Genomic DNA, 24,473 nt, shown 5'->3' on the forward strand with positions numbered 1-24,473 from the left:
CATGCCGCAGACCGGGAACGCGACACGCACGACCACGCCGGTCTGGGCCCTCAAGCTCGCCGTCATCACCGCGCTCGTCGGGATCTCCGGCGGCGTCGCGGGCATCCTCGTCTGGCTCGCCCTGCAGGCCATCCAGTTCGTCGCCTTCGGGTACCCGTTCGGCGGCCACCTCGAGGCGGCCGACGCGTCGTCCGGGATGCGCCGCTTCCTCGCCCTGACCGCGGCCGGCGTCCTCACCGGCGTCGCCTGGTGGGCGCTCCGCCGCTGGGCGAAGCCGGTCGTGTCGGTGACGGCCGCGGTCGGCGGGAAGCGGATGCCCGCGCTCGCCACCGTCGCGAACGCCGGCGTGCAGATCCTCGCCGTCGGGCTCGGCGCGTCCATCGGCAAGGAGGTCGCGCCGCGGGAGATCGGCGCCTGGCTGTCGCAGCTCGTCACCGCCCGCGCCGGGTTGACCGCTCGCGAGGCTCGGATCCTCGTCGCCTGCGGAGCGGCCGCCGGCCTGGCCGCGGTGTACGACGTGCCGCTCGGCGGGGCCCTCTTCGCCGTCGAGGTGCTGCTCGGCGAGCTGACGTTCGCGACCGCGCTGCCGGCCTTCGCGACGAGCGCGATCGCCGCGTTCACGGCGCGGCTCGTGATCCCGGACGAGGTGCTGTACCACGTGCCCGCGATGCACATGTCGCCGTCGCTGCTCGTCTGGGCGCTCGTCGTCGGTCCGCTGCTCGGGTTCGCCGGGGTCGGCTTCGTGAAGCTGACCAACCGTCTGCAGGGGATGGCGCCGAAGGGCTGGCACCTGCTCGTCGTCCTGCCCGTCGTGTTCGCGATGGTCGGCCTGATCGCCGTGCCGTTCCCGGAGATCCTCGGCAACGGGCGCGCGCTCGGCCTCGTCGCGATGAACGCCACGACCGAGACGCCGACGTTCGCCGGGCTGTCGCCGATCGTCTTCCTCCTGCTCCTCGGCGTCATCCGCACGATCACGACCTCGGCGACCATCGGTGCCGGCGCGGTCGGTGGGACGCTGACGCCGTCGATCGCCATCGGATCGGCGGTGGGCGCTGCGCTCGGCGGGCTCTGGGTGCTGCTCTGGCCCGCTGACGGGTCGAGCCTCGCCGCCTTCGCGTTCGTCGGCGCCGCGGCCTTCCTCGCGACCACGATGCGGGCGCCCTTCACCGCCCTCGTGCTCGTCGTCGAGTTCACGCAGGAGGGCACGGACATCCTCATCCCGTCGCTCCTCGCGATCACCGGCTCGGTCGCGGTCGGGTACCTGCTCGCACGCCGGCGCAGCGCGCAGATGGCCTGAACGCCGTCGGTCCGAGCCGCTGTCGGTCGCCGCTCTCCCCGGACGCGGGCGCGGCGGCGGCCTACCATCGGCCGTGCGCGGGCGACCGGCCCGCACCACGACGAGGAGGCAGCATGGCAGGGTTCGACGACATCGCGAAGAAGGCACAGCGGCTCCTGCAGGACGGCAAGGTCCAGGACGCCCTGAAGAGCGAGAAGGCCGAGGGGGTCAGCGACAAGGTCCTCGACGGCGTCGCCGACGCCGTGAAGAAGGCCACCGGCGGCAAGCACGACGACAAGATCGACGGCGCTCGCGACCAGGCCGACAAGCACATCGGCAACCAGTAGCGTTCCCGCGCCGGGTCCGTCCGCTGTGGGCGATTGGACGCCGGGAGCATCACGGACCACGATTGAGTGGTGACCGTGCTCGCCCCGAACCAGCCGCTGACCGAGTCCGAGGTCGCCGCGATCAAGCGGGACTTCCCGATCCTCCAGCAGGAGGTCGACGGGCAGCCGCTGGCCTACCTCGACTCGGGCGCGACCGCCGAACGACCGCGTCAGGTGCTCGACGCCGAGCGTCGGTTCCTCGAGCAGGACAACGCGGCCGTGCACCGTGGCGCGCACACCCTCGCGGCGCGCAGCACCGACGCGTACGAGGACGCGCGAGCCACGGTGGCCGGCTTCATCGGCGCGGCCGCTCCGACCGAGGTCGTCTGGACGGCGAACGCCACGGACGCCCTCAACCTGGTCGCGTACGGCATCGCCAACGCCAGTCGCGGACGTGGCGGACCGGACGCCGAGCGCTTCCGCATCGGCCCCGGCGACGAGGTCCTCGTGACCGAGGCCGAGCACCACGCAAACCTCGTGCCCTGGCAGGAGCTCGCGGCGCTGACCGGTGCGACGCTGCGGTGGGTGCCCGTCGCCGACGACGGCACGTGGTCCGCCGAGGACGCCGTCTCCCGCATCACCGAGCGCACCAAGGTCGTCGCGTTCGCGCACGTGTCGAACGTCACCGGCATGATCGCCCCCGTCACGGCCGTCGTCGGCGCTGCCCGGGCGCACGGGGCACTCGTCGTCCTCGACGCCTGCCAGTCCGCCCCGCACCGACCCGTCGACGTGCAGGGCCTCGGCGTCGACTTCGCCGCCTTCTCGGGGCACAAGATGCTCGGGCCGAACGGCATCGGCGTCCTGTGGGGCCGCGCCGAGCTCCTCGACGCCCTGCCGCCCTTCCGCACCGGTGGGTCGATGATCACGACCGTGACGATGGAGGGGTCGGAGTACATGCCCGCGCCCGAACGGTTCGAGGCCGGAACGCAGCCGGTGTCCCAGGCCGTCGCGCTCGCCGAGGCGGTCCGCTACCTGCAGCGCATCGGCATGGAGCGCGTCCGCGCGCACGAGGAGCACCTCGCCCGTCGGATGCTCGACGGCCTCGCCGCGGTGCCGGGGATCCGGGTCGTCGGTCCGCCCGCCGGGGTGCCGCGCTCCGGGCTCGTCGCGTTCGACGTCGACGGGGTGCACGCTCACGACGTCTCGCAGTACCTCGACGCCCAGGGCATCGCCGTCCGGTCCGGGCACCACTGCGCACAACCGTTGCACCGTCGGCTCGGGCTCGTCGCGACGAGCCGCGCGAGCACGTACGTCTACACGACCGAGGAGGACGTCGACCGCTTCCTCGCGGCCGTCGGCGAGGTCCGCGGCTACTTCGGAGCGGCCTCGTGACCGGGCTCGACTCGCTGTACCAGCAGGTCATCCTCGACCACGCGAAGGCCCGGCACGGTGACGTCGTGCTCGACGACGCCGATGCGTCGCACTTCGAGCGGAACCCGACCTGCGGCGACGAGATCACCGTCAGCCTCCGCCTCGAGCCCGGCACGGACCGCATCGCCGCGATCGGGTGGCAGGGCGACGGCTGCTCGATCTCGATGGCGTCCGCGTCGGTGCTCACCGACATGGCCGTCGGCCGGACCGTCCCCGAGCTGCTCGAGCTCACCGAAGCGTTCCGGACGATGATGCGGTCGCGCGGGGCCGGGGAACCCGACGATGACGTCCTCGAGGACCTCGTCGCCTTCCACGGCGTCTCCAAGTTCGTGATGCGGGTGAAGTGCGGGATGCTCGCGTGGGTCGCCGCCGAGGCCGCGGCGCGTGAGGCGACAGCGGCCTGACGCACCAGGGCGACCCTCGGGTCAGTCGGTGGGGGCGGCGCCGACGTGCGCGAGCACGACCGGGTCGCTGCACCCGCGGGCGAACCCTGCGATGCGACGATCGATGTCCCGTTGCAGGACGAACACGCCGATCCGCTCGGCGAGCGGGGCCAGCCACGCGGGGCGACAGGTGAAGTTGTAGCGCCAGACGGCGAGTGTCCGGCCGGGGTCGTCCTCGACCGGCGTGAAGCGCCACCCGCCGCCCATCTTCTCGAAGAACCACGAGCCCTTCGTCATCTTCATGCCGACGTTCGACGGCGGGTTGTACGAGACGTACTCGCTCTCCATCCGCAGGCCCGTGCGCTGCACGGTAGAGGTCCGGACGCCCTTCGCCGGCGCGTCGGCGCCGATGAGGTGCTGTCGACGGATGAACGGGTCCCAACGCTTCCGGACCGGTCCCTGCACCTGGGACACCGCGAAGGCCACCTCGACGGGGACGGGAACGACGCAGCGGGACTCGACGATGGGCACGCCGCCATGCTGCCACGGCCCGCCCGCGCGTCACACGGCGTCACCGTGCGTGACGAGCCCGGCTCGCGGACGTAGCTTCGGCGCGTGACCCAGCAGCACGGCGAGCCCCGACAGATCCGCTTCAACGCGTTCGACATGAACTGCGTCGCGCACCAGTCCTCCGGGCTGTGGCGGCACCCCCGCGACCGCTCGCGGCACTACAACGACCTGTCGTACTGGACGGACCTGGCGCAACTGCTCGAGCGCGGGCGCTTCGACGGCATCTTCATCGCCGACGTCCTCGGGACGTACGACGTCTACGGCGGGACGAACGAGGCGGCGCTCCGCACGGGGTCGCAGGTGCCGGTGAACGACCCGATCCTGCTCGTCTCCGCGATGGCGGCGGTGACCGAGCACCTCGGCTTCGGCATCACCGCGGGCACCGCCTACGAGCACCCGTACCCGTTCGCCCGCCGCATCTCGACGCTCGACCACCTGACGAAGGGCCGCATCGGCTGGAACGTCGTCACGGGGTACCTGCCGAGCGCCGCGCGCAACATGGGACAGACCGACCAGCTCTCGCACGACGACCGCTACGACGTGGCGGACGAGTACCTCGAGGTGCTCTACAAGCTGTGGGAGGGCTCCTGGGAGGACGACGCCGTCGTCGAGGACCGCGAGACCGGCGTGTTCACCGACCCGGCCAAGGTGCACCCGATCGAGCACCACGGCATGCACTTCGACGTGCCCGGCATCCACCTGTCCGAGCCCTCGGTGCAGCGGAGCCCCGTCGTCTACCAGGCGGGCGCCTCGCCGCGCGGCATCCGCTTCGCCGCGGAGAACGCCGAGGCCGTGTTCGTCGGCGCCCCGACGGTCCCGCAGCTCGCGGCGACCGTCGGGAAGATCCGTGACGCCCTGGAGGCCGCTGGTCGCGACCGGTACGCCGCCCGCGTCTACACGCTGCTCACCGTCATCACCGACGCCACCGACGAGGCAGCGCAGGCCAAGTACCGCGACTACCTGTCGTACGCGTCGGCCGAGGGCGCGCTCGTGCTCAACTCCGGCTGGATGGGCGTCGACCTGTCGCAGTACGACCTCGACGAGCCGCTCGGGAACATCGAGTCGAACGCGATCCAGTCGGCGGCGGCGAACCTGTCCGCGGCGACGGGTGAGGACGGGTCGAACTGGACGGTCCGGGACATCGCCGAGCACACGGCGATCGGGGGCCTCGGACCGGTTGCGGTCGGGTCGGGCGCGACCATCGCCCAGCAGCTCATCGACATCCAGGAGCAGACCGACGTCGACGGTTTCAACCTCGCCTACGCGGTGACGCCGGGCACGTGGGAGGACGTCATCGAGTTCGTCGTCCCCGAGCTCCGCGCACGCGGGGCGTACCCGGAGGAGTACGTCGAGGGGTCGCTCCGCCACAAGCTGCACGGCCGCGGCGACCGGCTGCCGGACGAGCACCGTGGCGCCCGGTACCGGATCGGCACGCGGGCGACCGTCTGACCGACGCGTCGGGGCGTGCGACGTAGGGTGGTCGGGTGATCGGGTCGTCCTTCGTCGTGCGCACCGCGGACGCCGAGTCGACCGCGGTGGCGTGCGTCGACCTGTGGGTGGCGGCCGTCGCCGACCGTGACGGCACGCCCGCCTCGGCCGCGGTCCGCGAGCGCGCCCAGGCGAAGTTCGCCGCCGAACGGGTGGCGCTGGTGGTCGCCGACGACGACGACGGCGCTCCGGTCGGCTTCGCGCTCGTCACGGCCCCCGGCACCGGCGGGGCACCGAGCGACGCGGCGTACCTCAGCCTGCTCGCCGTGGCCCCCGGGGCGCAGGGACACGGGCTCGGGCGCCGACTCCTCGCGGCGGCGGTGTCCGCCGCTGCCGAGGCCGGGTACGCACACTGCGAGCTGCACGCCCTCGACGACAACGCCCCGGCGCTCGCACTGTACGCGGGAGCCGGGTTCCGCCCGGTCGGAGACCCCTTCCCGCACGCGCTGAGCGGTCGGCCGACCAGGGTCTGGCGGGCGGCCGCAACCGGGTGAGGTGAGGCTCACCTCACCGGCAAACCCCAGGTCAGGCCTGCCTCACCTTGCTGGCACGATGCGCGCGGGCGTGGTTCGATTGCCGCCATGTCGACCGCATCGGACCTCTCCCTCCCCGCCTCCGAGCACGACGCCACCAGCGCCGCCCGGCTCAACTGGCTCCGCGCCGGACTGCTCGGTGCGAACGACGGCATCGTGTCCGTCGCTGCCGTCCTCGTCGGTGTCGCCGGAGCCGGCGCGGGCACCGGACCGGTCGTCGCGGCGGGCACCGCGGCCCTGGTGGGCGGTGCCGTCTCGATGGCCCTCGGCGAGTACATCTCGGTGAGCGGCGCGCGGGACGCCCAGCGGACGGGCCAGGCGGCGCAGCAGGCGCAGCTCGAGGCCGACGCCGAGGATGCTCCCGCGCTCGCCGCGCACTACCGGTCGCTCGGAGTGGAGGAGTCGGTGGCGGACGCCGTCGCGCGCGAGCTCACGCGTCCCGAGGTCCGCCGTCGCCGGGCCGAGGCATCCCTGCAGGACGCCGAGGACGAGATCGTCAGCCCCTGGCGTGCCGCGTGGGTGTCCGCGGCGACCTTCACGGTCGGGGCGCTCCTGCCGTTCCTCGCGATGCTGCTCGCTCCGGAGCCTGCCCGCGTACCGGTCACCGTGACCGCGTCGCTCGTGGCGCTCGCCCTGACGGGGACCACAGGCGCGGTGCTCGGTGGTGCCCGTCGGGGCCGAGCGGCGCTGCGCGTGGTCGTCGGTGGCGCGCTCGCACTCGCGGCGACGTACGTCGCCGGCGCGCTCCTCGGGACCCACGCCCTCTGACCGGACCACCGGGATCGCGTCCACTCCGGATCACCCATGTGCGACCGACCGCCCCGACCCGCCACCGAGGGGACTGACCTCGATCTTGAAACGTCTCGTAGCGGCCCGGCTGTCAGACGCGTTCAGAAGCTCCGCGAAGTGACCCGAGGAGCGCGCCGGCTGTCTTGTACCGGTAGTTGGTGGCGCCAGGCGTGCCTGCGCCGAGCAATCGGACACTGCCGACCAGGTGACCATCATCGGCGCTCGTCACCTTCCAGTCCGAGGGAGACCCGGCCGGTGGGCCTTCGCAGTGGGGACCGGCCATCGAGACGACCGGTACTGTGTCGTCGCGGTCGCTCGACTGCTCGAACGGGGAGCTGCTGACCATGTCTGACGTCATCGAGGCGCAGCTTGACGCGATCTTCGCCGCCCGGAACCGGGAGGACATGCGACCGACCATCGACGCGCTGCTCCCCATCTACAACGAGCACCCGGAGAACCCTCGGGTCCTCTACGAGCTCGGTGGTGCGTACGACACGGCGGGAGACGAGGCGACGGCGCTCGGCTTCTACGAGCGAGCGATAGAAAGAGGATTCGCCGGAGACGTACGACGCCGCTGCTACCTCCAGTACGGCAGCACCCTCCGGAACCTCGGCCGGATCGACGAATCACTCCGGGCCTTCGCACGGGCGCGGGCCGAGTTCCCTGAGTCCGTCGCCCTCGGAGCGTTCGAGGCCTTGACGTTCCACGCCGATGGCCGGCCGAACACCGCAATCGCGAGCCTTCTGGTGCTGCTCGCGGAGCACGTGCACGCCTCGGAGCTCGACCGGTACAAACCGGCCTTGCGCGGCAACGCCGACCACCTCGCCTCACTGGACGCAGGAGACGGCGCCGCTCACCTGGAAGCCCGGTAGGGGATCCTCGTCGTTCCTGTCGGTTGGTCGCCGACGGAGCGTCCACCTGCACAGCCCGCCCAACGAGCGAAGGAGGTCGTCGCATGACAGACCGATTGAACGGCCCTGCATGGATGAAGGCGCTCGGCACGTTCCTCCTGTTGAGCTTCGGTGGAATGATCGTCCTCACGGTCGTCCTGACCAGGGAGATCGGTGTCGCTCCCGCCACGCTCACGATGCTGCCGTCCGTCCTGGTGCTCGCCGTGGGACTCCTCCTGGTGACGGCGTCGGTCCAGGTGGAAGTGGACGACCACATCGAGTTGCGCTTCGTGCCGGTCTGGCGGCGACGACTCGACTACGGCGAACTGGAGACCGTCGAGATCGCTGACCAGACCTGGTACCGGTTCGGCGGCGTCGGACTGCGGTGGAAGGGCAACGCGACCGGATTGATCCTCGGGGACCGGCCGGCCGTGGTCCTCCGCACCCGTGACGAGCACGAGTACGTGGTGCAGTGCCGCGATCCTGCCCGTGTCGCAGACTCCGTGCGCCTGCGGATGGAAGCACGATGACTGAAAGCCCATCCACTCTCGGACGGGCCGACCGCGTCTCCGGCAGACCCCATGGCTCGGGGGCGTTGGTACGGCGCGGCCTGGTCAGCGGGTGCCGAGCGCAGACTCGATCCGACGGATCGTCCGGCGCATCGCGTACTCGTCCTGTGCCGGCTGGTCGTCGGCCACCCACAGGTGGACCGCTCCGGGTCCCGACGTTCTGGGCGCGAGGTGGACCACGATTCCCCATCGATAGGCGACGCCGCGGGGCGTGGGCTCGCTGAACACGTCGAAGCCGAGCACCTCCGAACGGAGGGCGATCGGTGTCCCCTGCCCGTCGTTGCGTGTCGACCAGCTCGTGATCCCCGTCCGGTCGAACCCGAGGTCGCACGGAAACCAGACGCGCAGCCTCGGGCTCCAGGCCGCGAGGTCGGCCGCCGTCGATTCCGTCGCATGCGCGGTGACGAACGCGGTGCCTGGATGGGCCTCGGCCTTCTGCTGAAGGCGCGCCCGCCGGCGGTGGTTGGCCTCGGTGGTGAGGCAGGCGACGCCGAACCCGAACGTGATGAGGATGCCGAGACGGAGCTCGGTAGACAGGGCCCGTCCCCCGTCGGTGCCGATCAGGACCGCGAGGACGATCGTCGCGACACCGAAGACGACCGTGATGGCGGCGAGGAGGATCGTCGACGGGCGCACGGCTCGACGATGCCAGAACCGGACGCGCCGCGGAACGCTCACACGGACACAGTGAGCACGACGTCAGCGGACTGCGAACCGTTCGATGGCCCATCCGCTACCGGACGCTGCTACTGCAGCGCGCATCCGAGGTCGCCGAGGCCGGCCGTGAGGACGTCCGCGAGCAAGTGGGCGTGCGTGCCGTCCGGGTCGAGGTCCGGGTCGTAGACCGTCACCGATGCGCCGACAGCGCGAGGTGCGAGCCCGCGGAGCAGCTCGATCAGCTCCTCGGCCGTGCTGCCGCCCGGGTCGGGACTGTCGACGGCTGGCATCACCGTCGGGTCGAGGACATCGACGTCGACCTGCAACCAGTAGCCGGCAGCATCCGCCGTCGTCTGCAGGGCATCAACGACTGCGGCAGTCCCGCGGGCTCGCCACTCCGAGGTAGGGAGGACCGTACCGACCACGGCGCGGACCTCCGCGAGCTCGGCATCGTCGTCACGACAACCCATGTGAGCAGTCCGTGCAGGGTCGAAGTACGGGCCGGCACCGTCGATGTCCGACACGTCGGGCCAGTGGAGCCCGACCGCGGCCGCCAGGTCTTCCCCAGCCACGCTCGCGCAGTCGTCGCTGTTCCCGGGGTGCCGGAAGTCGGTGTGCCCGTCCACGTGCACCAGTCCGGCGCCACCTCGCGCTTCATCGCGAGGCCGGCTCCGAGGAGCACGCTGCAGTCTCCGCCGACGACCAACGGCGCCGCCCCGGTTGCGAGCACCGTGTCGATGCGGTCCGCGAGCCGCCGCGCATGGTCGATCATCGCGGCCTCGTTCCGCACGACGCCAGGACTGCGGGTCGCGTCGTCGTCGACGTACCGGCCGGCAAGGACCATGCCGGCGTGTCAGGACGACTCCGCCGTCCCTCGCTGCCGAGCACGCTCCTGGTGGGCGGCGAGGTGGACGCGAGTCGCGCCTCCCGGCCGGCAGCGGGGGAGACCGTCAGGCCGGGTCCAGCTGCCGGAGCTGGTCCACGTCCGGCCAGGGCGCCCACTTCGCCCGCGGTGCGTGCAGCAGGTAGGGCTGCGGGGTCGGGTAGGTGACGAGCTCGAGCGTCGACCCCCAGGGCGTACGGGTGTAGACGAAGCGGTTGCCCTCGCCGGCCTCCTCACCGCGCAGCGCGCGCGGGTCGGAGTTGCGGACGGCTCCGGCGACCTCCGCTCGGGCGAGGGCAGCGTCGAGGTCGTCGACGTACAGCGCCAGGTGCTGCCACCCCAGGTCCGACGGGTGCGCGGCGCCGCGCTGGTCCGGCCCGCGGTACTCGAAGAGCTCCAGTCCCGGCCCCTCGGGCAACGCGATCATGCGGATCGCGCCCTGCGCCATCGAGGACGGGATGCCGAGGTAACGGTGCGCCTCCGGCGTGCCGTTCGGCTCGTCGGTGGTCCGGCGCACGTCGTACAGCACCACGGCGTCGAAGGCGGTCACGAAGAACGCCGTCGCCGCGTCGATGTCCGGCACGGTGACGCCGACGTGGTCGATCCGGATGCCCCTGTTCATGCATCGATGATCACGGCGGCTGGTCGGTCGCGTCCGGCCGGCCGCGGAAGCTGCGCCAAACCCTGCGGCATCCCGCACCGGCTGAACCGGTGCACAGCATCGGCCGTCGGAACGCCCGTTCCAGACCGGCCGCCGTGTCACACGACCGTTACACACGGGAAACGGGCGGCGCGAAGAGCCTCCATAGCGTCGTCCACGAGCGGGGACCCCCGCCGCCCACTCCCACGGAGGACGCCTTGGCCACAGAGATCGCGACCCCGGTCGCCGCGCCCCACGCCCCCCGCACGACGTCGTCGGCTGCTGCCGGCCCAGGCGTCGTCAAGCCCGGGTACGACCCGGCGCTCACCAACGAGGACCTCGCCCCGCTGCGCGACCAGCGCTGGTCGAGCTACAACATCTTCGCGTTCTGGATGTCGGACGTGCACTCGGTCGGTGGGTACGTCACCGCCGGGTCGCTCTTCGCCCTGGGCATCGCGAGCTGGCAGGTGCTCGTCGCGCTCGTCGTCGGCATCCTCATCGTGCAGGTCTTCGCGAACCTCGTCGCGAAGCCGTCCCAGCGCACCGGCGTCCCGTACCCGGTCATCAACCGGGCGGTCTTCGGCGTGATCGGCGCGAACGTGCCCGCGGTCATCCGTGGCCTCATCGCGACGGCCTGGTACGGCGTGCAGACCTTCCTCGCCGCGCAGTCGCTCAACATCGTGTTCCTCAAGTTCATCCCCGGCTCGGCCGGGCTGCTCGACCACTCCTTCCTCGGACTGTCCGCGCTCGGCTGGATCTCGTACGGCATCCTCTGGGTCGCGCAGGCAGCACTCTTCTCGATGGGCATGGAGGCCATCCGCCGGTTCATCGACTGGGCCGGCCCCGCCGTCTACGTCGTGATGATCGCCCTCGCCGTGTACCTGGTCGCCAGGGCGGGCATCGGCAACATCTCGCTGACCCTGCACACGGGGGAGCCGATGTCGTTCGGCGCATCGATCCCGGTCATGCTCTCCGCGGTCGCGATCGTCGTCAGCTACTTCTCCGGCCCGATGCTCAACTTCGGGGACTTCTCACGCTACGGACGCTCGTTCCGGGCGGTCAAGCGCGGCAACTTCTGGGGTCTGCCGGTCAACTTCCTGTTCTTCTCGGTGCTCACCGTGCTCTGCGCCAGCGCGACCGTCCCGGTGTTCGGGAAGCTCATCACCGATCCGATCGAGACGGTGCAGGCGATCGACGCGCCCTTCGCGATCCTGCTCGGCGGCCTCACCTTCGTCACGGCGACGGTCGGCATCAACATCGTCGCGAACTTCATCAGCCCCGCGTTCGACTTCTCGAACGTCGCGCCGCGGAAGATCAGTTGGCGGACGGGTGGCATGATCGCCGCCGTCGGCTCGGTGCTGCTGACGCCGTGGAACTGGTACGGCAACGACCAGGCCATCCTCTACACGCTCGGGATCCTCGGCGCCCTGATCGGTCCGCTCTTCGGCATCCTCATCGCCGGGTACTACCTGGTCGCGAAGCAGCGGGTCGCGGTCGACGACATGTACACGACGGACCCCGCCGCCCGCTACTGGTACCGCGCGGGCTGGAACCCGAACGCGATGTGGACCCTGCTGATCGCCGGTGCGGTGTCGGTCGCGAGCGCCGTCCTGCCGCCCGCGACGGGCGTCCTGCCGTGGCTGAGCAACTACAGCTGGTTCGTCGGCTGCGGCCTCGGACTGGTCGTCTTCTGGGCGCTCGAGCGTCGGTCGCCGCGGATGCCGGTGTTGGCAGCGGACGACCCGACGGTCGACGACGGCGCAGCCGCCGGTCGCGACTGACCGGCGAGCGACCCGGCCGGGAGGCGCGACCCGCCTCCCGGCCGGAGCGTCGCGTCCGCCACCTCCTCGGCTCCACCGGTCCGCCCTCGGCCCGTCTCCGCTCGTTCCCACACGGAAGGACCCGCATGCGCATCCGCGTCGTCAACCCCAACACCACGGCCTCGATGACGGCCGCCATCGGCCGCGCGGCCGCCGCCGTCGCCGGCCCCGGCACCGTCGTCGAGGCGGTCACGCCGAGCACCGGCCCGGCCTCGATCGAGAGCCACTACGAGGAGGCCCTCGCGGTCCCCGGGCTCCTGGAGCAGGTCGCGCTCGGCGAGCAGGAGGGGGTCGACGCGTACGTCGTCGCGTGCTTCGGGGACCCGGGGCTCGACGCGGCACGCGAGCTCGCCGCCGGTCCGGTGATCGGGATCGCCGAGGCCGGCTACCACGCCGCCGCGCTGCTCGGGCGCCGGTTCGGCGTGGTCACGACGCTGGCCCGCACGACCGGACGTGCGTGGGAGCTGGCGGAGCGCTACGGGTTCGCGTCCCTGGTGACGGAGATCCGAGCGTGCGAGGTACCGGTGCTGCAGCTCGACGACCCGACGTCCGGCGCGCGGGCGCTCGTCGTCGCGGAGTGCCGGGCCGTGATCGAGGGCGGTTCCGACGCGGTGGTGCTCGGGTGCGCGGGGATGGCGGAGTTCTGCGCCGAGGTCTCGCGGGAGATCGGCGCCCCGGTGGTCGACGGCGTGGCTGCCGCGACGGTGCTCGCGGAGTCGCTCGTGCGGCTCGGGCTGCGGACCGGCAAGTCCGGCGAGTACGCCCCACCGCCGCCGAAGCCGGTGACGGGGTTGCTGTCGGGGTTCACGCTGCAGGCGGTCGACGGGGCATCCAGCCCTGCCCTGCTCACGGGGGTCTCGGCATGACCGCCGCCGCCCCCGCCGACCTGGTGCTCCGCGCCCGGCAGACGTGGGTCGACGGCGTCCTCCGGCCGGCCGCGGTGGTCGTCCGTGACGGCGCGGTCGACGCGGTCCTGCCGTTCGACGCCGAGGTCGCGGCGACCGTGGACCGGACGGTGCCGGACGAGCACGTGCTCCTGCCCGGGCTCGTCGACACCCACGTGCACGTCAACGAACCCGGCCGCACCGAGTGGGAGGGCTTCGCCTCTGCCACCCGTGCCGCGGCGCTCGGCGGTGTGACGACGATCGTCGACATGCCGCTGAACTCGATCCCGGCGACCGTCGACGTCGACGCCCTCGCGGTGAAGCGGGCGAGCGCAGCGGGGCGGGTCGCGGTCGACGTCGGGTTCTGGGGCGGTGCGGTCCCCGCGAACACCGGAACCCTCGACGCGCTGCACGACGCCGGGGTGTTCGGCTTCAAGTGCTTCACGGCGCCGAGCGGTGTCGACGAGTTCCCGCACCTCGAGCCCGCGCAGCTGCGCGCCGCGATCGCGGAGGTCGCCGACCTCGACGCGCTGCTCATCGTGCACGCCGAGGACCCCGACCACCTCGTGCCGCACCAGGCGCTCGGCGGCCGCTACGCCGACTTCCTCGCCACCCGCCCCGGCAGCGCCGAGCAGTCCGCGATCGCGCGGGTCGTCGAGGGAGCGCGCGAGACGGGCGCCCGGGTGCACGTCCTGCACCTCTCCGACGCCGGCGCGCTGCCGCTCCTCCGTGCGGCGAAGGCCGACGGGGTCCGGGTGACCGTCGAGACGTGCCCGCACTACCTGGCGTTCGAGGCCGGGTCGATCCCCGACGGTGCGACGGAGTACAAGTGCTGTCCGCCGATCCGCGACGACGCCAACCGCGACGCCCTCTGGGCCGGGCTGCTCGACGGCACGATCGACTGCGTCGTCTCGGACCACTCGCCGTCGACGGCCGACCTGAAGACCGACGACTGGGGGCTGGCGTGGGGAGGCATCGCCGGGCTCCAGGTGGGCTTCCGCGCCGTCTGGACCGAGGCGGTGCGTCGGGGGATCCCGCTCGAGGTCGTGCTGCCCTGGTTCACCACCGGACCGGCGTCGCTCGTCGGGCTCGCCGACCGCGGACGGATCGTCCCCGGTGCGGTCGCACACCTCGCCGTGTTCGACCCGTCGGTCGAGGACGTCGTCGAGGTCGCCGCACTGGCGCACCGCAACCCGGTGTCCGCCTTCGCCGGCCTGCGCACCGTCGGCCGGGTCGAGGAGACCTGGCTCCGGGGGCGGCTCGTCGCGACGGCCGTCACCGGGGTGGCCGCGACCGAGGGCGCACTCCTGTCCCGGACGCCCGACCCGCAACACGCACGAAACGAACGTTCCGGTATGGTCCTGAACGGAACGGAGGCACCATGACGCAGCCAGTGAACCCGCCCGCCCGACTCCTCATGGGTCCGGGCCCGATCGACGCCGACCCCCGCGTGCTCCGGGCGCTCTCGACGCCGCTCGTCGGGCAGTACGACCCGTGGATGACCGCGACGATGACCGCGACCCAGGAGCGCTACCGCCAGGTCTTCGGCACACACAACGACGCCACGGTGCTCGTCGACGGCACCTCGCGTGCGGGCATCGAAGCGGCGCTGGTCTCGCTCCTGGCGCCCGGCGACCGGGTCCTCGTCCCGGTGTTCGGCCGGTTCGGGCACCTGCTCGCCGAGATCGCCACCCGCGCCGGTGCCGAGGTGCACACCATCGAGACCGAGTGGGGCCAGGTGTTCCCGCCGTCGGTGATCGAGGACGCGGTCCGCCGCGTCCGTCCGAAGGTGCTCGCGATCGTGCAGGGCGACACCTCGACGACGATGAACCAGCCGCTCGACGAGCTCGGCGCGGTGTGCGAGCGACACGGCGTACTGCTCTACACCGATGCGACGGCGAGCATCGGCGGCAACCCGCTCGAGGTCGACGCGTGGGGCATCGACGTGGCGAGCGCCGGGTTGCAGAAGTGCCTCGGCGGCCCGTCGGGCAGCGCCCCGATCACCCTGTCGCCGCGGGCGGTGGCGGTGCTCGACGGCCGCCGGAGCATCGAGGCCGGCATCCGCGAGGCCGACGACGTCGTGTCCGACGATCCGATCCGCTCGAACTACCTCGACCTCGCGATGATCCTCGACTACTGGGGCCCGCGTCGGCTCAACCACCACACCGAGGCCGCGTCGATGCTCTACGCCGCGGACGAGTGCGCCCGCATCCTGCTCGAGGAGGGGCGCGAGGCCGTCGTCGAACGGCACGCCACCGCCGGCCGGGCGATGCTCGCCGGGGTCGAGGCGCTCGGTCTCCGCGTGTTCGGCGACGTCGCGCACAAGATGCACAACGTCGTCGCCGTGGAGATCCCGGACGACGTGGTGGGCGACGAGGTCCGGAGCGCGATGCTCGAGGACCACGGCATCGAGATCGGCACGTCGTTCGGCCCGCTGCACGGTCGTGTCTGGCGGATCGGGACGATGGGCTACAACGCACGGAAGGACACCGTCGTCCGGACGCTCGCCGCGCTCGAGCACTGCCTGCGCCGTGCGGGCCACGCCGTCCCGCAGGGTGCCGGTGTCGACGCCGCGCTCGACGTGCACGCCGGGCAGGGCCTGCCGGTCGCGGCCGGGGTGTCCGCGTGACCCCGGCGGCCGCTGCGACCGCACCGCTCGTCGCGAGCCCGCGGGCGATCGCCGACGCCGCGACGATCGTGCGCTGGTGCGACGCGCTCGCCGCGGTGTCGCAGGACGACGGTCGCACCACCCGCGTGTACCTGTCGCCGGAGCACGCCCGCGTGAACGCGATGGTGGCCGAGTGGATGCGCGACGCCGGGCTCCGCACCTGGCAGGACGCCGCGGGGAACCTGCACGGCGTCGCCGCCGGCGCCACGCCGGACGCGCCCGTGCTGCTCCTCGGCTCGCACCTCGACACCGTGGTGGACGCGGGCCGGTACGACGGTGTCGTCGGCGTCCTCATGGCGATCCGCACCGTCGCCCGGCTCACCGCGTCCGGGCCGCTGCCCTTCGCACTGCAGGTCATCGCGTTCTCCGACGAGGAGGGCACGCGCTTCGGCAAGGCCCTGCTCGGCTCGTCGGCGGTGGCCGGCGTGTGGGACGACGCCTGGTGGGACCTGGAGGACGGTGACGGCGTCACGCTCCGGCAGGCCTTCACCGACTTCGGGCTCGACCCGGATCGCGTCCGCGAGGCGGCCCTGGCCCCGGAACGGCTCGTGGGCTACCTCGAGGCGCACATCGAACAGGGGCCGTACCTCGAGCAGGCCGGGCAGGCGCTCGGCGTCGTCACGAGCATCGCGAGCGCCAGGCGCTTCGCGGTCGAGGCGGTCGGCGAGGCCCGGCACGCCGGCGGCACCCCCTACGAGCGCCGGCACGACGCGCTGCTCGCCGCGGCCGAGGCGGCACTCGCCGTCGAGCGGATCTGCCGTGCGGAGCAGCACGTCGGCACGGTCGGCACGATGTCCGTCGAGCCCGGTGCGGTCAACGTGGTTCCGGGTCTCGCCCGCTTCAGCGTCGACCTGCGGGGCGAGTTCGACGAGGGGCGCGACCGGGTGTGGGAGACGATCACGGCGGCGTTCGACGAGATCGGCGCCCGCCGCGGCGTGACGGTGGCACCGACCGAGGTGCACCGCGCCCCCGCGGTGTTCTGCGCGCCCGCGCTGATGGACGCGGTGCGTGCCGGCATCGCCTCGACGGGGGAGACCGCACCGGCCGAGTTGTTCTCGCGCGCCGGTCACGACGCGATGTCGCTCGGGATCGTCACCGACGTCGCGATGCTCTTCCTGCGCAACCCGGACGGCATCAGTCACCACCCCGACGAGTTCGTCTCCGAGGACGACGTCGCACTCGGCCTCGACGCACTGGCCGTCGCGGTCGAGCGCATCGCCGACGACCGGGCGGCGACCGCGTGAGCGCCGCACCCGACGTCCGCGCTCGCGTCGACGCGGTCTGGGACCGGCTGTCGCCCGCGGAGCGTCGTGTCGCCGCCATGGTCCGCCACGACCCGGAACTGCTGCTGGTCGGGACGTCCGCCGAGCTCGCAGCCGAGTCGGGCACGTCGAAGGCGACGGTCTCGCGGCTCGTGCGCTCCCTCGGCTTCCAGGACGCCGCGGAGGTCCGGCAGGAGCTCATGTCCGCCCGGGGCAGCGGGTTGCCGTGGGCCGCGGAGGACGCCGCGCACGTCGACCAGCGCGCCGTCGAGGCCCGGAACCTCGACGCCGCGTTCGCCTCGCTCGCCCGGGCCGACCGCGTCCGGCTCGCCCGCCGGATCGTCCGCGCGCGGCGGGTGCTCGTCTTCGGGGAGCGCGGCGCGCACCCCGTCGCGATGCAGCTCCGGTCACAGCTGGCGCAGGTGCGTCCGGACGTCCGCATCGGCCCCGCCCCGGGACAGCGACTCGGTGAGGAGGTCGCGGACCTCGACCGCCGTGACCTCGTCGTGCTCGTCACGGTCCGGCGGCACGCGGCCGGAGCCGAGCGCCTCGTGCGGCACTGCGTCGCGACCGGCGCCGACGTGGTCGTGCTCGGGGACCCGACCGCCGCCGTGATCGCGGCACCGGCGGCGACCGCGGTGCTGTGCCCGGTCGACTCACCGTCGGCGTTCGACTCGATGGCGGCGCTGTTCGCCGTCGTGGCCGCGATCGCCAACGACGTCTACGAGGCCTCCGGTCCGGCCGGCAGAGCGCGTGTGGACGCCGTCGCCGCGGCCTACGACGCGCTCGGGGAGCTCGCGGCGCGTTGACCGTCAGCGTCGCGCTCGAGTTCCTCGCGCAACGCTGCGTTCCGCCCTGCGATCAGCTGCGGCACGTACCGTGCCAGCGCGATCCGCTCTGCCGCCCACCCGAGCGGCCCGAGGGGCGCGCGGAAGACGATGTCGTCGACCATCCGCGTGCCGCGGGCCGACGGCTCGAACCGGTGCTCGTGCCGGAACCGCGCGAACGGCCCACGCACCTGTTCGTCGACGAAGCGGCCGGGAGCCTCCGACTCGGTGATCCTGCTCGTCATCCGCCACACGACCCCGAAGTGCCGCGCGCGCCACGTGACGGTCTCGCCCAGGCCGATCGTGCCGGACGTCGTCCCGGCCACCGCCCGCTCGCCGGAGCCGGCCATCGAGCGTTCGTGCGCCCCGACGTCGAGCGACAGTGCGAAGACGCGCTCCGGCGGTGCCGCGATCTCGGTGACCACCCGGAAGGCGATCGTCACGACGTCGGCCAGTCGCCGGAGAGCACGAGCCGGTCGGTCCGGAGCGTCACGGGGTGCACACCGCGAGCCTAGCCACGGCGAGGCGGCACGGTAGCGTCGGCGGCATGACGTTCGACTCCCTCGCCTTCCCGGTCATCGACGGCCACAACGACCTGCCGTGGGAACGCCGCGATTCGCACGACTCCGGTGTCGAGGGCATCGACACCGAGGAGGGCACGCTCCACACGGATCTGCCGAAGCTCCGCGCCGGCGGGGTCGTCGGGCAGTTCTGGTCGGTGTTCGTGCCGTCGGACGACCCCGACCCGGTGCGCACGACGCTGCAGCAGATCGACACCGCCCTGCGGATCGTCGAGCGGTACCCGGAGGACCTGGCGTTCGCGCGGACCGCCGACGACGTGCGGGCGGCCGTCGCGTCCGGCCGGATCGCGTCCCTGCTCGGTGCCGAGGGCGGCCACTCGATCGGCGACGACCTCGCCGTGCTCCGCTCCTTCGCCCGGCTCGGCGTCCGGTACATGACGCTCACCCACAACGACGACACGACGTGGGCGGACTCGGCCACGGGTGCCCGCGCGCACGGCGGCCTGACCGACCGGGGCCGTGAGGTCGTCGCCGAGATGGAGCGCCTCGGCATGCTCGTCGACCTGTCGCACACCGCGCCGGCGACGATGCGGGACACCCTGGACGTCGCCACGCAGCCGGTCGTCTTCAGCCACTCGTCGACCGTCGCGGTCGACGACCACCCGCGGAACGTGCCGGACGACGTCCTCGCCCGACTCGCGGGCAACGGCGGCGTGGTGATGATCACCTTCGTGCCGAAGTTCGTGTCGCGGGCGTGGGCGGACTGGGAGGAGGCCGGTTCAGAGGGCGAGCCCCCGCTCGTGACCGTCGCCGACGTCGCGGACCACCTGGACCACGCCCGCGAGGTCGCGGGCGTCCGCCACCTGGGGCTCGGGGGTGACTACGACGGCACGCCGGTGCTCCCGCCGGACCTGCGCGACGTGTCCCGGTACCCGGTGCTCGCCGAGGAGCTCCGGCGACGCGGGTGGGCCGAGGCGGACCTGCGGGCGCTGGCCGGCGGCAACGTGCTGCGGGTCCTCGAGGAGACGGACGACCGGTTCGCGCGGATCGACGTCGCGGCACGCCCAGGCACGTCAGCGGGCGTCATCGACAGGGGAAACGCCGGGCGCCGTCGCTAGGATCACGGGGGACCACAGCGCCTCCACCGTCGACGGCGCACGACCTGACCCGAAGGACGACAACGGATGACCGGCACCATCTACGACAACATCTCGCAGGCGTTCGGCAACACCCCGCTGGTCCGCCTGAACCGTCTGCCGAAGGCCGACGGGGCCGAGGTCCTCGCGAAGCTCGAGTTCTACAACCCCGGCTCCAGCGTGAAGGACCGTCTCGGCGTCGCCATCATCGACGCGGCCGAGGAATCGGGTGACCTGCGTCCGGGTGGCACCATCGTCGAGGGCTCGTCGGGCAACACCGGCATCGCGCTCGCCCTGGTCGGCGCAGCACGCGGGTACCGGGTCGTCATCACGATGCCCGAGACGATGAGCGTCGAGCGCCGAGCCCTCATCCGCGCGTTCGGGGCCGAGATCGTCCTGACCCCGGGGTCCGAGGGCATGAAGGGCGCCGTCGCCCGTGCCGGACAGATCGTCGACGAGACGCCCGGCGCGGTCCTGGCGCACCAGTTCGAGACCCCGGCGAACGCGGCGATCCACCGCAGGACCACGGCGGAGGAGATCCTCCGTGACACCGAGGGGCACGTCGACGTGTTCGTCGCCGGTGTCGGGACGGGCGGCACCATCACGGGCGTCGGTCAGGTGCTCAAGGAGCGCGTCCCCGGCGTGCAGGTCGTCGCGGTGGAGCCGAAGGACTCCCCGCTCCTGAGCGAGGGCAAGGCCGGCCCGCACAAGATCCAGGGCATCGGTGCGAACTTCGTGCCCGAGGTGCTCGACCGTGCCGTCATCGACGAGGTGTTCGACGTCGAGCTCGAGGACGCACTCCGTGTCGCCCGGGCGCTCGGCACCGAGGAGGGGATCCTGGCGGGCATCTCGTCCGGCGCGATCGTCCACGCCGCCGTCGAGATCGCTGCGCGGCCGGAGAACGCCGGCAAGCGTGTGGTCGCGATCGTGTGCGACACCGGTGAGCGCTACCTGTCGACGCCGCTGTTCGAAGGGCTCACTGCGTGACGCGTGCCGTCCGACGCGGCGTGCTGCGGACGGTCCGGGAGGACCTCGCTGCAGCACGCCGCGGTGACCCCGCCGCCCGGGGTGACCTGGAGAACGCGGTGGTCTACTCCGGCCTGCACGCGGTCTGGACGTACCGCCTGACACATCGACTCTGGACCGCCCGCGGGCTGCCCGGGTCGCGGTTCGCCGCGCGGGTGATCGCGCAGCTCGCGCGCTCCGCCACCGGGATCGAGATCCACCCGGGTGCGCGCATCGGCCGCCGCTTCTTCATCGACCACGGCATGGGGGTCGTGATCGGGGAGACCGCGGTGATCGGCGACGACGTCGTGGTGTTCCACGGCGTGACGCTGGGCGGACGCGGCGGGGAGCACGGTCCGGGGCGCCGGCGTCACCCCGCGGTGGGCGACCGGGTGGTGCTCGGCGCAGGATCGTCGCTCATCGGCGCGATCACCGTCGGCGCGGACTCGGTCGTCGGCGCGAACACGGTCGTGACGAAGGACGTGCCGGCGGGGTCGGTCGTCACCGGCGTCGCCGGCACCGCGCGGCCGAGGTCAGGACACGAGGGCCTCCCGACACTCTGACGCGGCGACGACCCGGGATGACCGAGGCGACGGCCCAGCGGCGACGCGTCAGCTCTTCTCGCAGGCGATGCCGTCGCCGTCGCGGTCCATCTTCTTGTTCGCCTTGTAGAGCGCGTCGTCCTTCTTGACGGTGCCCTTCAGGGCGCGGTGGGTGGTCTTCCCGCCCGAGGTGACCCGGTTCTTCGTCACGGACTTCTTCGCGATGCCGCCGGAGTAGACCTTGTGCACGGCGGTGCAGTTCGCGTAGACCTTCGGGGCGGCGGAAGCGGAGGTCGCTCCGCCGAACACGACCGAGGCGGCGAGGACGGTGGTGGCGGCGGCGACGCCGAGGGTACGGAAAGTGCGCACGGGTGTTCCCCCTGGGAGCGGATCGTGGCCGCTGGCGCGACCGCCGCGACCGCCGCGTCGGGTGCGCGGCGGGTCGATCGTACCCGAGCGGCACTCACGGACGGGTACCCCCCGATCGAGGTGGATGCGGCATCCTGGACCCGTGGACGGCGCAGCACTGCACGAGGTGACGACCCGGACGGCCCTGGCGCTGCCGGCGGTCGAGGAGACACGACCGTTCGGCGAGGGATCCGTCGTGCACAAGGTCGCCGGTCGGATGTTCGTGCTCGCCACGACGCTGCGCGGGGTGCCGATCGTCAACCTGAAGTGCGCGCCGCCGCACGGTGCCGCGCTCGTCCGCGACCACGTCGAGGTCACGCCGGGGTGGCACATGGACAAGCGCCACTGGATCACCCTCGCGCCCGGGGACGGGATCGACGAGACGTTGGTCGAGGACCTCGTGGCGAACTCGTACGACCTCGTGGTCGCCGGTCTGCCCCGAGGCCGCCGCCCGCTGGACCCCGCTCGCCGTCGTGCGGAGGACCCCGCCGCCGATCGGTAGCAGTCGGCGCCAGCGCGCTCGGCCGACGCGGCCCGAGCGGTCGACGGGTCAGACGCGCCCGCGCGCGAGCACCTTCGACACGTCGCGCACGACCTTCGGTGCGAGTCGGTCCCCGGAGTCGAGCACCGCCCTGGCCTGTTCCGGCGTGAGCCCCGCGGAGATCTCGCCGATGGTCACGCCGTGCGCCGGCCGGTGCGTGACGACGACCGGGTCGCCGGCGGCCACCGGTCCCGAGTGCAGCACACGCAGGTAGGCTCCCGGACGGTTCTCGACCGCGAACCGCTTCACCCAGCCGTCGATCCGCATCCGGCGGGCGAAGGTGCCGCACGGCGTGCGGGGGATCGTCACCTCGAGCTCGAGGGTGTCCCCGATCCGCCAGCGCTCACCCGTGACGGCTCCCGTCACGTCCACCCCGCTGGTCCGGAGGTTCTCGCCGAAGAGCCCGGGTGGCACGTCACGGCCGAGCACCTCGGCGAAGTACGCGGCGTCCTCGTCGGCGTAGGCGTACACGGCCTGGTCCTCACCGCCGTGGTGCTTGCGGTCGGCCTGCACGTCGGCGTGGAGCCCGAGCGGTCGGACGCGGACCGGGCCGTCGACGGGACGCTTGTCGATCGCCGTCACACCGATGCTCCCGGAATCGCGGAGGAGCTGTTCGACGCGGCAGACGGCGGTGACGACGGACATGTCACCACTCTGGCGCACGCCGGGACGTTCTGCGAAGTCGTGCGGACACGGTGTGACGATCGGCGCTCCGGTCCCGTCCCACAGGTGGAACCGGGAGGAACCGGAGGATCCCGGCGGACGCCGACACGGCCGTCGCCCGGTCCTCCGCCAGCCGCACGCGTGACCGGTGTCCAGGCATCCCCCACCCCTGACCAGTAGAAGGAACCCGTGCAGCACCAGTCCCTCGCCGACCTCGACGACGCCGTCCTCGCCGGTCGCTCGTCCGACGGTGACGTCCGGGCGTTCGAGGTCCTCATCCGGCGGTACACGCCGCTGCTCCGCGCCTACGCCCGGCGGACCCTCGGGTCCACGGACGAGCTCGACGACGTCGTGCAGGAGACCTTCATCACGGCCTGGAGCCGTCTCGACGCCCTCGCCGACGGCGCGAAGGTCAGGTCGTGGCTCATGCGGATCCTCAGTCGGAAGTGCATCGACCGCATCCGCGCACGGCGCGAGCACCTCGACGTCACCGAGCTCGAGGTCGCAGCGCCCCGTGACGACGCCCCGGAGCGTGTGGCCGAGGCCCGGTCCCGGGAGGAGGCGGTGGAGACCGCCCTCGCCGAACTCCCGGAGGCACAACGGCGGTGCTGGGTCCTGAAGGAAGTGCTCGAGTACCGCTACGAGGACATCGCGGAGGAGCTCGACCTGCCGGTCTCGACGGTGCGCGGCCTGCTCTCCCGCGCGAGGAGGAACATGATCCGTCTCATGGAGGCATGGCGATGACCGGACCCGACGACGTGCGCCTCGACGCACTCGAGCCCGACGACCTCGACGGCCACACGATCGACGAGCTCGCCGACTACCTGGACGCCGGTATGCAGCCGCCGGACCCGAGCATCGACGACTCCGCCGCCTGCCAGAACGCGCTCGCTGCGATCGTCCGACTCCGGCAGTCGTCGCTCGGCTCGCTCGACGTCGCAGCCGCTGCGGAGGCACCTGCGGACGAGTCGTGGGTCGGGGGCGTGCTGGCGAACATCTCCCTCGAGGCGCGAGCCGGCCGGGACGTCCCGCTCCGCCCGACCGCCCCGACGGAGCGGCCCGTGGTGACCGAGGGCGCGATCCGGTCCCTGGTCCGCAACGCGGGCGACCTCGTCCCCGGTGTCGTCGTCGCGCGGTGCGCGCTCGAGGGTGACGTCACCCGACTCGACGCACCCGTCCGTGTGGTCCTCGAACTGGCCGTCCGGTCCGGAGTCCCGATCCCGGCGACGGCGGATCGGGTCCGGCAGGCCGTGGCCGAGGCCCTGGCTGAGGAGACCGACCTGCTGCTCGCCGCCGTCGACGTCCGGGTCCGGGACCTCCTGCCCCCGCTGGCAGAGGACGCTGCGCACCCGCCCGTCCCCGCGACCCCCGACACCGACGAGGAGGACCGCGCATGAGTCCGGACGACGAGACCGTCGCCGCGATCGAGGCCGCGGTCCTCGCTGTGCCCGGCGTCGCCGAGCTCTACCGTGCGAAGCCGACCATCGGCAGTGCCCTCGAGACGGCGAGGCGCCTCGCCGCACGGGCGGCGGTGTCACGGGTCGTGCTCGACGACGGCGTCCTGCGTGTCGCGATCGGCACCGACGGCTCGGTGCCGGCGCCGGCGACGGCGCATGCGGCCCACGCCGCCGCGCTCGCCGCGGCGGCGGAACGGGGTCTCGCGCTCAGCCGGGTCGACGTGCGGGTCGCCCGGATCGGCTGACGGTCCGTCGGCACCACACGACGGACGGGAGGCGCGGCACCGACCGGTCCCGCGCCTCC

29 protein-coding genes are annotated in these 24,473 nt (G+C 72.7%); 22 read left to right on the top strand and 7 right to left on the bottom strand.

All coding sequences use genetic code 11. The annotated features are described in order from the left end of the window. Nucleotide 1: 1 nt before the first annotated feature. From DEJ23_RS02925 to sufU, 4 genes are all read left to right on the top strand, one after another. Nucleotides 2-1,297 carry a chloride channel protein gene (locus DEJ23_RS02925; RefSeq protein WP_111238783.1) on the top strand — a complete coding sequence of 432 codons (1,296 nt, stop codon included), beginning with the start codon at nucleotides 2-4 and terminating at the stop codon, nucleotides 1,295-1,297. Nucleotides 1,298-1,410: 113 nt separating this feature from the next. Then, entirely contained in the window at nucleotides 1,411-1,623 is a 213-nt protein-coding gene (locus DEJ23_RS02930; RefSeq protein ID WP_111238784.1) for an Rv0909 family putative TA system antitoxin, read from the top strand. A 75-nt stretch (nucleotides 1,624-1,698) separates the two neighbouring features. Further along, the gene (locus tag DEJ23_RS02935) at nucleotides 1,699-2,994 is read left to right on the top strand and encodes an aminotransferase class V-fold PLP-dependent enzyme (RefSeq protein WP_111239020.1); all 1,296 of its coding nucleotides are present in this window, start codon (nucleotides 1,699-1,701) and stop codon (nucleotides 2,992-2,994) included. Next, nucleotides 2,991-3,437, top strand: coding sequence for a Fe-S cluster assembly sulfur transfer protein SufU (gene sufU, locus DEJ23_RS02940; RefSeq protein WP_111238785.1), 447 nt, complete (start codon nucleotides 2,991-2,993; stop codon nucleotides 3,435-3,437). The genes DEJ23_RS02935 and sufU overlap by 4 nt, the downstream gene beginning before the upstream one ends. A 21-nt stretch (nucleotides 3,438-3,458) precedes the next feature. On the opposite strand, the gene DEJ23_RS02945 is transcribed toward sufU, so the two are convergent. Continuing rightward, the gene (locus tag DEJ23_RS02945; protein WP_111238786.1) at nucleotides 3,459-3,947 is read right to left on the bottom strand and encodes an SRPBCC family protein; all 489 of its coding nucleotides are present in this window, start codon (nucleotides 3,945-3,947) and stop codon (nucleotides 3,459-3,461) included. 84 nt (nucleotides 3,948-4,031) lie between these two features. Here DEJ23_RS02945 and DEJ23_RS02950 point away from each other — a divergent pair, with 84 nt between their 5' ends. From DEJ23_RS02950 to DEJ23_RS02970, 5 genes are all read left to right on the top strand, one after another. Next, complete coding sequence (locus tag DEJ23_RS02950) at nucleotides 4,032-5,435, top strand: LLM class flavin-dependent oxidoreductase (protein WP_258375229.1); 1,404 nt, start codon at nucleotides 4,032-4,034, stop codon at nucleotides 5,433-5,435. Nucleotides 5,436-5,470: 35 nt separating this feature from the next. Then, nucleotides 5,471-5,968 carry a GNAT family N-acetyltransferase gene (locus DEJ23_RS02955; protein WP_111238787.1) on the top strand — a complete coding sequence of 166 codons (498 nt, stop codon included), beginning with the start codon at nucleotides 5,471-5,473 and terminating at the stop codon, nucleotides 5,966-5,968. An 87-nt stretch (nucleotides 5,969-6,055) separates the two neighbouring features. After that, nucleotides 6,056-6,775: a VIT1/CCC1 transporter family protein gene (locus DEJ23_RS02960; protein ID WP_111238788.1), complete on the top strand. Its 720-nt coding sequence runs from the start codon at nucleotides 6,056-6,058 to the stop codon at nucleotides 6,773-6,775. A gap of 365 nt (nucleotides 6,776-7,140) precedes the next feature. Further along, nucleotides 7,141-7,668 (top strand): tetratricopeptide repeat protein, encoded by a 528-nt coding sequence (locus DEJ23_RS02965; RefSeq protein WP_111239022.1) that lies wholly within the window; start codon nucleotides 7,141-7,143, stop codon nucleotides 7,666-7,668. 83 nt (nucleotides 7,669-7,751) lie between these two features. Beyond that, nucleotides 7,752-8,216, top strand: a complete 465-nt coding sequence (locus tag DEJ23_RS02970; protein ID WP_146240176.1) for a hypothetical protein — start codon at nucleotides 7,752-7,754, stop codon at nucleotides 8,214-8,216. An 84-nt stretch (nucleotides 8,217-8,300) separates the two neighbouring features. Here the strand turns inward: DEJ23_RS02970 and DEJ23_RS02975 are convergent, their stop codons facing one another. From DEJ23_RS02975 to DEJ23_RS02985, 3 genes are all read right to left on the bottom strand, one after another. After that, nucleotides 8,301-8,891 (bottom strand): hypothetical protein, encoded by a 591-nt coding sequence (locus tag DEJ23_RS02975; RefSeq protein WP_111238790.1) that lies wholly within the window; start codon nucleotides 8,889-8,891, stop codon nucleotides 8,301-8,303. Between the two features lie 110 nt (nucleotides 8,892-9,001). Continuing rightward, a complete protein-coding gene (locus DEJ23_RS02980) occupies nucleotides 9,002-9,544 on the bottom strand; it encodes an arginase family protein (RefSeq protein ID WP_309147071.1) in 543 nt (180 codons plus the stop codon). Nucleotides 9,545-9,862: 318 nt separating this feature from the next. Then, nucleotides 9,863-10,417 (bottom strand): VOC family protein, encoded by a 555-nt coding sequence (locus DEJ23_RS02985; RefSeq protein ID WP_111238791.1) that lies wholly within the window; start codon nucleotides 10,415-10,417, stop codon nucleotides 9,863-9,865. Between the two features lie 236 nt (nucleotides 10,418-10,653). On the opposite strand from DEJ23_RS02985, the gene DEJ23_RS02990 reads away from it, so the two are divergent. The 6 genes from DEJ23_RS02990 (at nucleotide 10,654) to DEJ23_RS03015 (ending at nucleotide 17,878) form a co-directional block, all read left to right on the top strand. Beyond that, the gene (locus DEJ23_RS02990; protein ID WP_111238792.1) at nucleotides 10,654-12,216 is read left to right on the top strand and encodes an NCS1 family nucleobase:cation symporter-1; all 1,563 of its coding nucleotides are present in this window, start codon (nucleotides 10,654-10,656) and stop codon (nucleotides 12,214-12,216) included. A 125-nt stretch (nucleotides 12,217-12,341) separates the two neighbouring features. Beyond that, nucleotides 12,342-13,121 (top strand): aspartate/glutamate racemase family protein, encoded by a 780-nt coding sequence (locus DEJ23_RS02995; protein ID WP_111238793.1) that lies wholly within the window; start codon nucleotides 12,342-12,344, stop codon nucleotides 13,119-13,121. Beyond that, a complete protein-coding gene (gene allB / locus DEJ23_RS03000) occupies nucleotides 13,118-14,524 on the top strand; it encodes an allantoinase AllB (RefSeq protein ID WP_111238794.1) in 1,407 nt (468 codons plus the stop codon). The genes DEJ23_RS02995 and allB overlap by 4 nt, the downstream gene beginning before the upstream one ends. Beyond that, complete coding sequence (locus tag DEJ23_RS03005; protein ID WP_111238795.1) at nucleotides 14,521-15,768, top strand: alanine--glyoxylate aminotransferase family protein; 1,248 nt, start codon at nucleotides 14,521-14,523, stop codon at nucleotides 15,766-15,768. Before allB ends, DEJ23_RS03005 begins: the two co-directional genes overlap by 4 nt. Continuing rightward, the gene (locus tag DEJ23_RS03010; RefSeq protein ID WP_111238796.1) at nucleotides 15,765-17,051 is read left to right on the top strand and encodes an allantoate amidohydrolase; all 1,287 of its coding nucleotides are present in this window, start codon (nucleotides 15,765-15,767) and stop codon (nucleotides 17,049-17,051) included. Before DEJ23_RS03005 ends, DEJ23_RS03010 begins: the two co-directional genes overlap by 4 nt. After that, a complete protein-coding gene (locus tag DEJ23_RS03015) occupies nucleotides 17,048-17,878 on the top strand; it encodes a MurR/RpiR family transcriptional regulator (protein WP_111227881.1) in 831 nt (276 codons plus the stop codon). Before DEJ23_RS03010 ends, DEJ23_RS03015 begins: the two co-directional genes overlap by 4 nt. Here the strand turns inward: DEJ23_RS03015 and DEJ23_RS03020 are convergent. Further along, nucleotides 17,845-18,339 carry an SRPBCC family protein gene (locus tag DEJ23_RS03020; protein ID WP_111238797.1) on the bottom strand — a complete coding sequence of 165 codons (495 nt, stop codon included), beginning with the start codon at nucleotides 18,337-18,339 and terminating at the stop codon, nucleotides 17,845-17,847. The two genes, DEJ23_RS03015 and DEJ23_RS03020, sit on opposite strands and share 34 nt — an antisense overlap. Before the next feature lie 104 nt (nucleotides 18,340-18,443). Here DEJ23_RS03020 and DEJ23_RS03025 point away from each other — a divergent pair, with 104 nt between their 5' ends. From DEJ23_RS03025 to epsC, 3 genes are all read left to right on the top strand, one after another. Further along, the gene (locus DEJ23_RS03025; RefSeq protein WP_111238798.1) at nucleotides 18,444-19,535 is read left to right on the top strand and encodes a dipeptidase; all 1,092 of its coding nucleotides are present in this window, start codon (nucleotides 18,444-18,446) and stop codon (nucleotides 19,533-19,535) included. Between the two features lie 66 nt (nucleotides 19,536-19,601). Next, on the top strand, nucleotides 19,602-20,540 hold the full coding sequence (cysK, locus tag DEJ23_RS03030; protein ID WP_111238799.1) for a cysteine synthase A: 939 nt from the start codon (nucleotides 19,602-19,604) through the stop codon (nucleotides 20,538-20,540). Next, nucleotides 20,537-21,121 carry a serine O-acetyltransferase EpsC gene (gene epsC / locus DEJ23_RS03035; protein ID WP_258375231.1) on the top strand — a complete coding sequence of 195 codons (585 nt, stop codon included), beginning with the start codon at nucleotides 20,537-20,539 and terminating at the stop codon, nucleotides 21,119-21,121. Before cysK ends, epsC begins: the two co-directional genes overlap by 4 nt. A gap of 48 nt (nucleotides 21,122-21,169) precedes the next feature. Here epsC and DEJ23_RS03040 read toward each other — a convergent pair whose 3' ends face one another. Beyond that, complete coding sequence (locus DEJ23_RS03040) at nucleotides 21,170-21,469, bottom strand: excalibur calcium-binding domain-containing protein (RefSeq protein ID WP_111238800.1); 300 nt, start codon at nucleotides 21,467-21,469, stop codon at nucleotides 21,170-21,172. Nucleotides 21,470-21,611: 142 nt separating this feature from the next. Between DEJ23_RS03040 and DEJ23_RS03045 the strand changes: the two genes are divergently transcribed. Then, nucleotides 21,612-22,010 (top strand): MmcQ/YjbR family DNA-binding protein, encoded by a 399-nt coding sequence (locus tag DEJ23_RS03045; RefSeq protein ID WP_111238801.1) that lies wholly within the window; start codon nucleotides 21,612-21,614, stop codon nucleotides 22,008-22,010. A 48-nt stretch (nucleotides 22,011-22,058) separates the two neighbouring features. Here the strand turns inward: DEJ23_RS03045 and DEJ23_RS03050 are convergent, their stop codons facing one another. Next, entirely contained in the window at nucleotides 22,059-22,694 is a 636-nt protein-coding gene (locus DEJ23_RS03050; RefSeq protein ID WP_111238802.1) for an MOSC domain-containing protein, read from the bottom strand. Between the two features lie 207 nt (nucleotides 22,695-22,901). Here DEJ23_RS03050 and DEJ23_RS03055 point away from each other — a divergent pair, with 207 nt between their 5' ends. The 3 genes from DEJ23_RS03055 to DEJ23_RS03065 are packed head-to-tail and all read left to right on the top strand — an operon-like array spanning nucleotide 22,902 to nucleotide 24,414. After that, nucleotides 22,902-23,456, top strand: a complete 555-nt coding sequence (locus tag DEJ23_RS03055; RefSeq protein ID WP_111238803.1) for an RNA polymerase sigma factor — start codon at nucleotides 22,902-22,904, stop codon at nucleotides 23,454-23,456. Further along, a complete protein-coding gene (locus DEJ23_RS03060; RefSeq protein ID WP_111238804.1) occupies nucleotides 23,447-24,109 on the top strand; it encodes an Asp23/Gls24 family envelope stress response protein in 663 nt (220 codons plus the stop codon). Before DEJ23_RS03055 ends, DEJ23_RS03060 begins: the two co-directional genes overlap by 10 nt. Beyond that, nucleotides 24,106-24,414: a hypothetical protein gene (locus tag DEJ23_RS03065; RefSeq protein WP_111238805.1), complete on the top strand. Its 309-nt coding sequence runs from the start codon at nucleotides 24,106-24,108 to the stop codon at nucleotides 24,412-24,414. The genes DEJ23_RS03060 and DEJ23_RS03065 overlap by 4 nt, the downstream gene beginning before the upstream one ends. The last annotated feature ends 59 nt before the right edge of the window (nucleotides 24,415-24,473 follow it).

It is taken from the genome of Curtobacterium sp. MCSS17_008 (assembly GCF_003234185.1).
Lineage (GTDB): Bacteria > Actinomycetota > Actinomycetes > Actinomycetales > Microbacteriaceae > Curtobacterium.

Bases quoted from the DNA above. Each gene is read 5' to 3' on its own strand.
- DEJ23_RS02925 (WP_111238783.1), top strand. From the start codon at position 2: ATGCCGCAGACCGGGAACGCGACACGCACGACCACGCCGGTCTGGGCC.
- DEJ23_RS02930 (WP_111238784.1), top strand. From the start codon at position 1,411: ATGGCAGGGTTCGACGACATCGCGAAGAAGGCACAGCGGCTCCTGCAG.
- DEJ23_RS02960 (WP_111238788.1), top strand. From the start codon at position 6,056: ATGTCGACCGCATCGGACCTCTCCCTCCCCGCCTCCGAGCACGACGCC.
- DEJ23_RS02965 (WP_111239022.1), top strand. From the start codon at position 7,141: ATGTCTGACGTCATCGAGGCGCAGCTTGACGCGATCTTCGCCGCCCGG.
- DEJ23_RS02970 (WP_146240176.1), top strand. From the start codon at position 7,752: ATGACAGACCGATTGAACGGCCCTGCATGGATGAAGGCGCTCGGCACG.
- DEJ23_RS02985 (WP_111238791.1), bottom strand. From the start codon at position 10,417: ATGAACAGGGGCATCCGGATCGACCACGTCGGCGTCACCGTGCCGGAC.
- DEJ23_RS02995 (WP_111238793.1), top strand. From the start codon at position 12,342: ATGCGCATCCGCGTCGTCAACCCCAACACCACGGCCTCGATGACGGCC.
- allB (WP_111238794.1), top strand. From the start codon at position 13,118: ATGACCGCCGCCGCCCCCGCCGACCTGGTGCTCCGCGCCCGGCAGACG.
- DEJ23_RS03005 (WP_111238795.1), top strand. From the start codon at position 14,521: ATGACGCAGCCAGTGAACCCGCCCGCCCGACTCCTCATGGGTCCGGGC.
- DEJ23_RS03025 (WP_111238798.1), top strand. From the start codon at position 18,444: ATGACGTTCGACTCCCTCGCCTTCCCGGTCATCGACGGCCACAACGAC.
- cysK (WP_111238799.1), top strand. From the start codon at position 19,602: ATGACCGGCACCATCTACGACAACATCTCGCAGGCGTTCGGCAACACC.
- DEJ23_RS03050 (WP_111238802.1), bottom strand. From the start codon at position 22,694: ATGTCCGTCGTCACCGCCGTCTGCCGCGTCGAACAGCTCCTCCGCGAT.
- DEJ23_RS03060 (WP_111238804.1), top strand. From the start codon at position 23,447: ATGGCGATGACCGGACCCGACGACGTGCGCCTCGACGCACTCGAGCCC.
- DEJ23_RS03065 (WP_111238805.1), top strand. From the start codon at position 24,106: ATGAGTCCGGACGACGAGACCGTCGCCGCGATCGAGGCCGCGGTCCTC.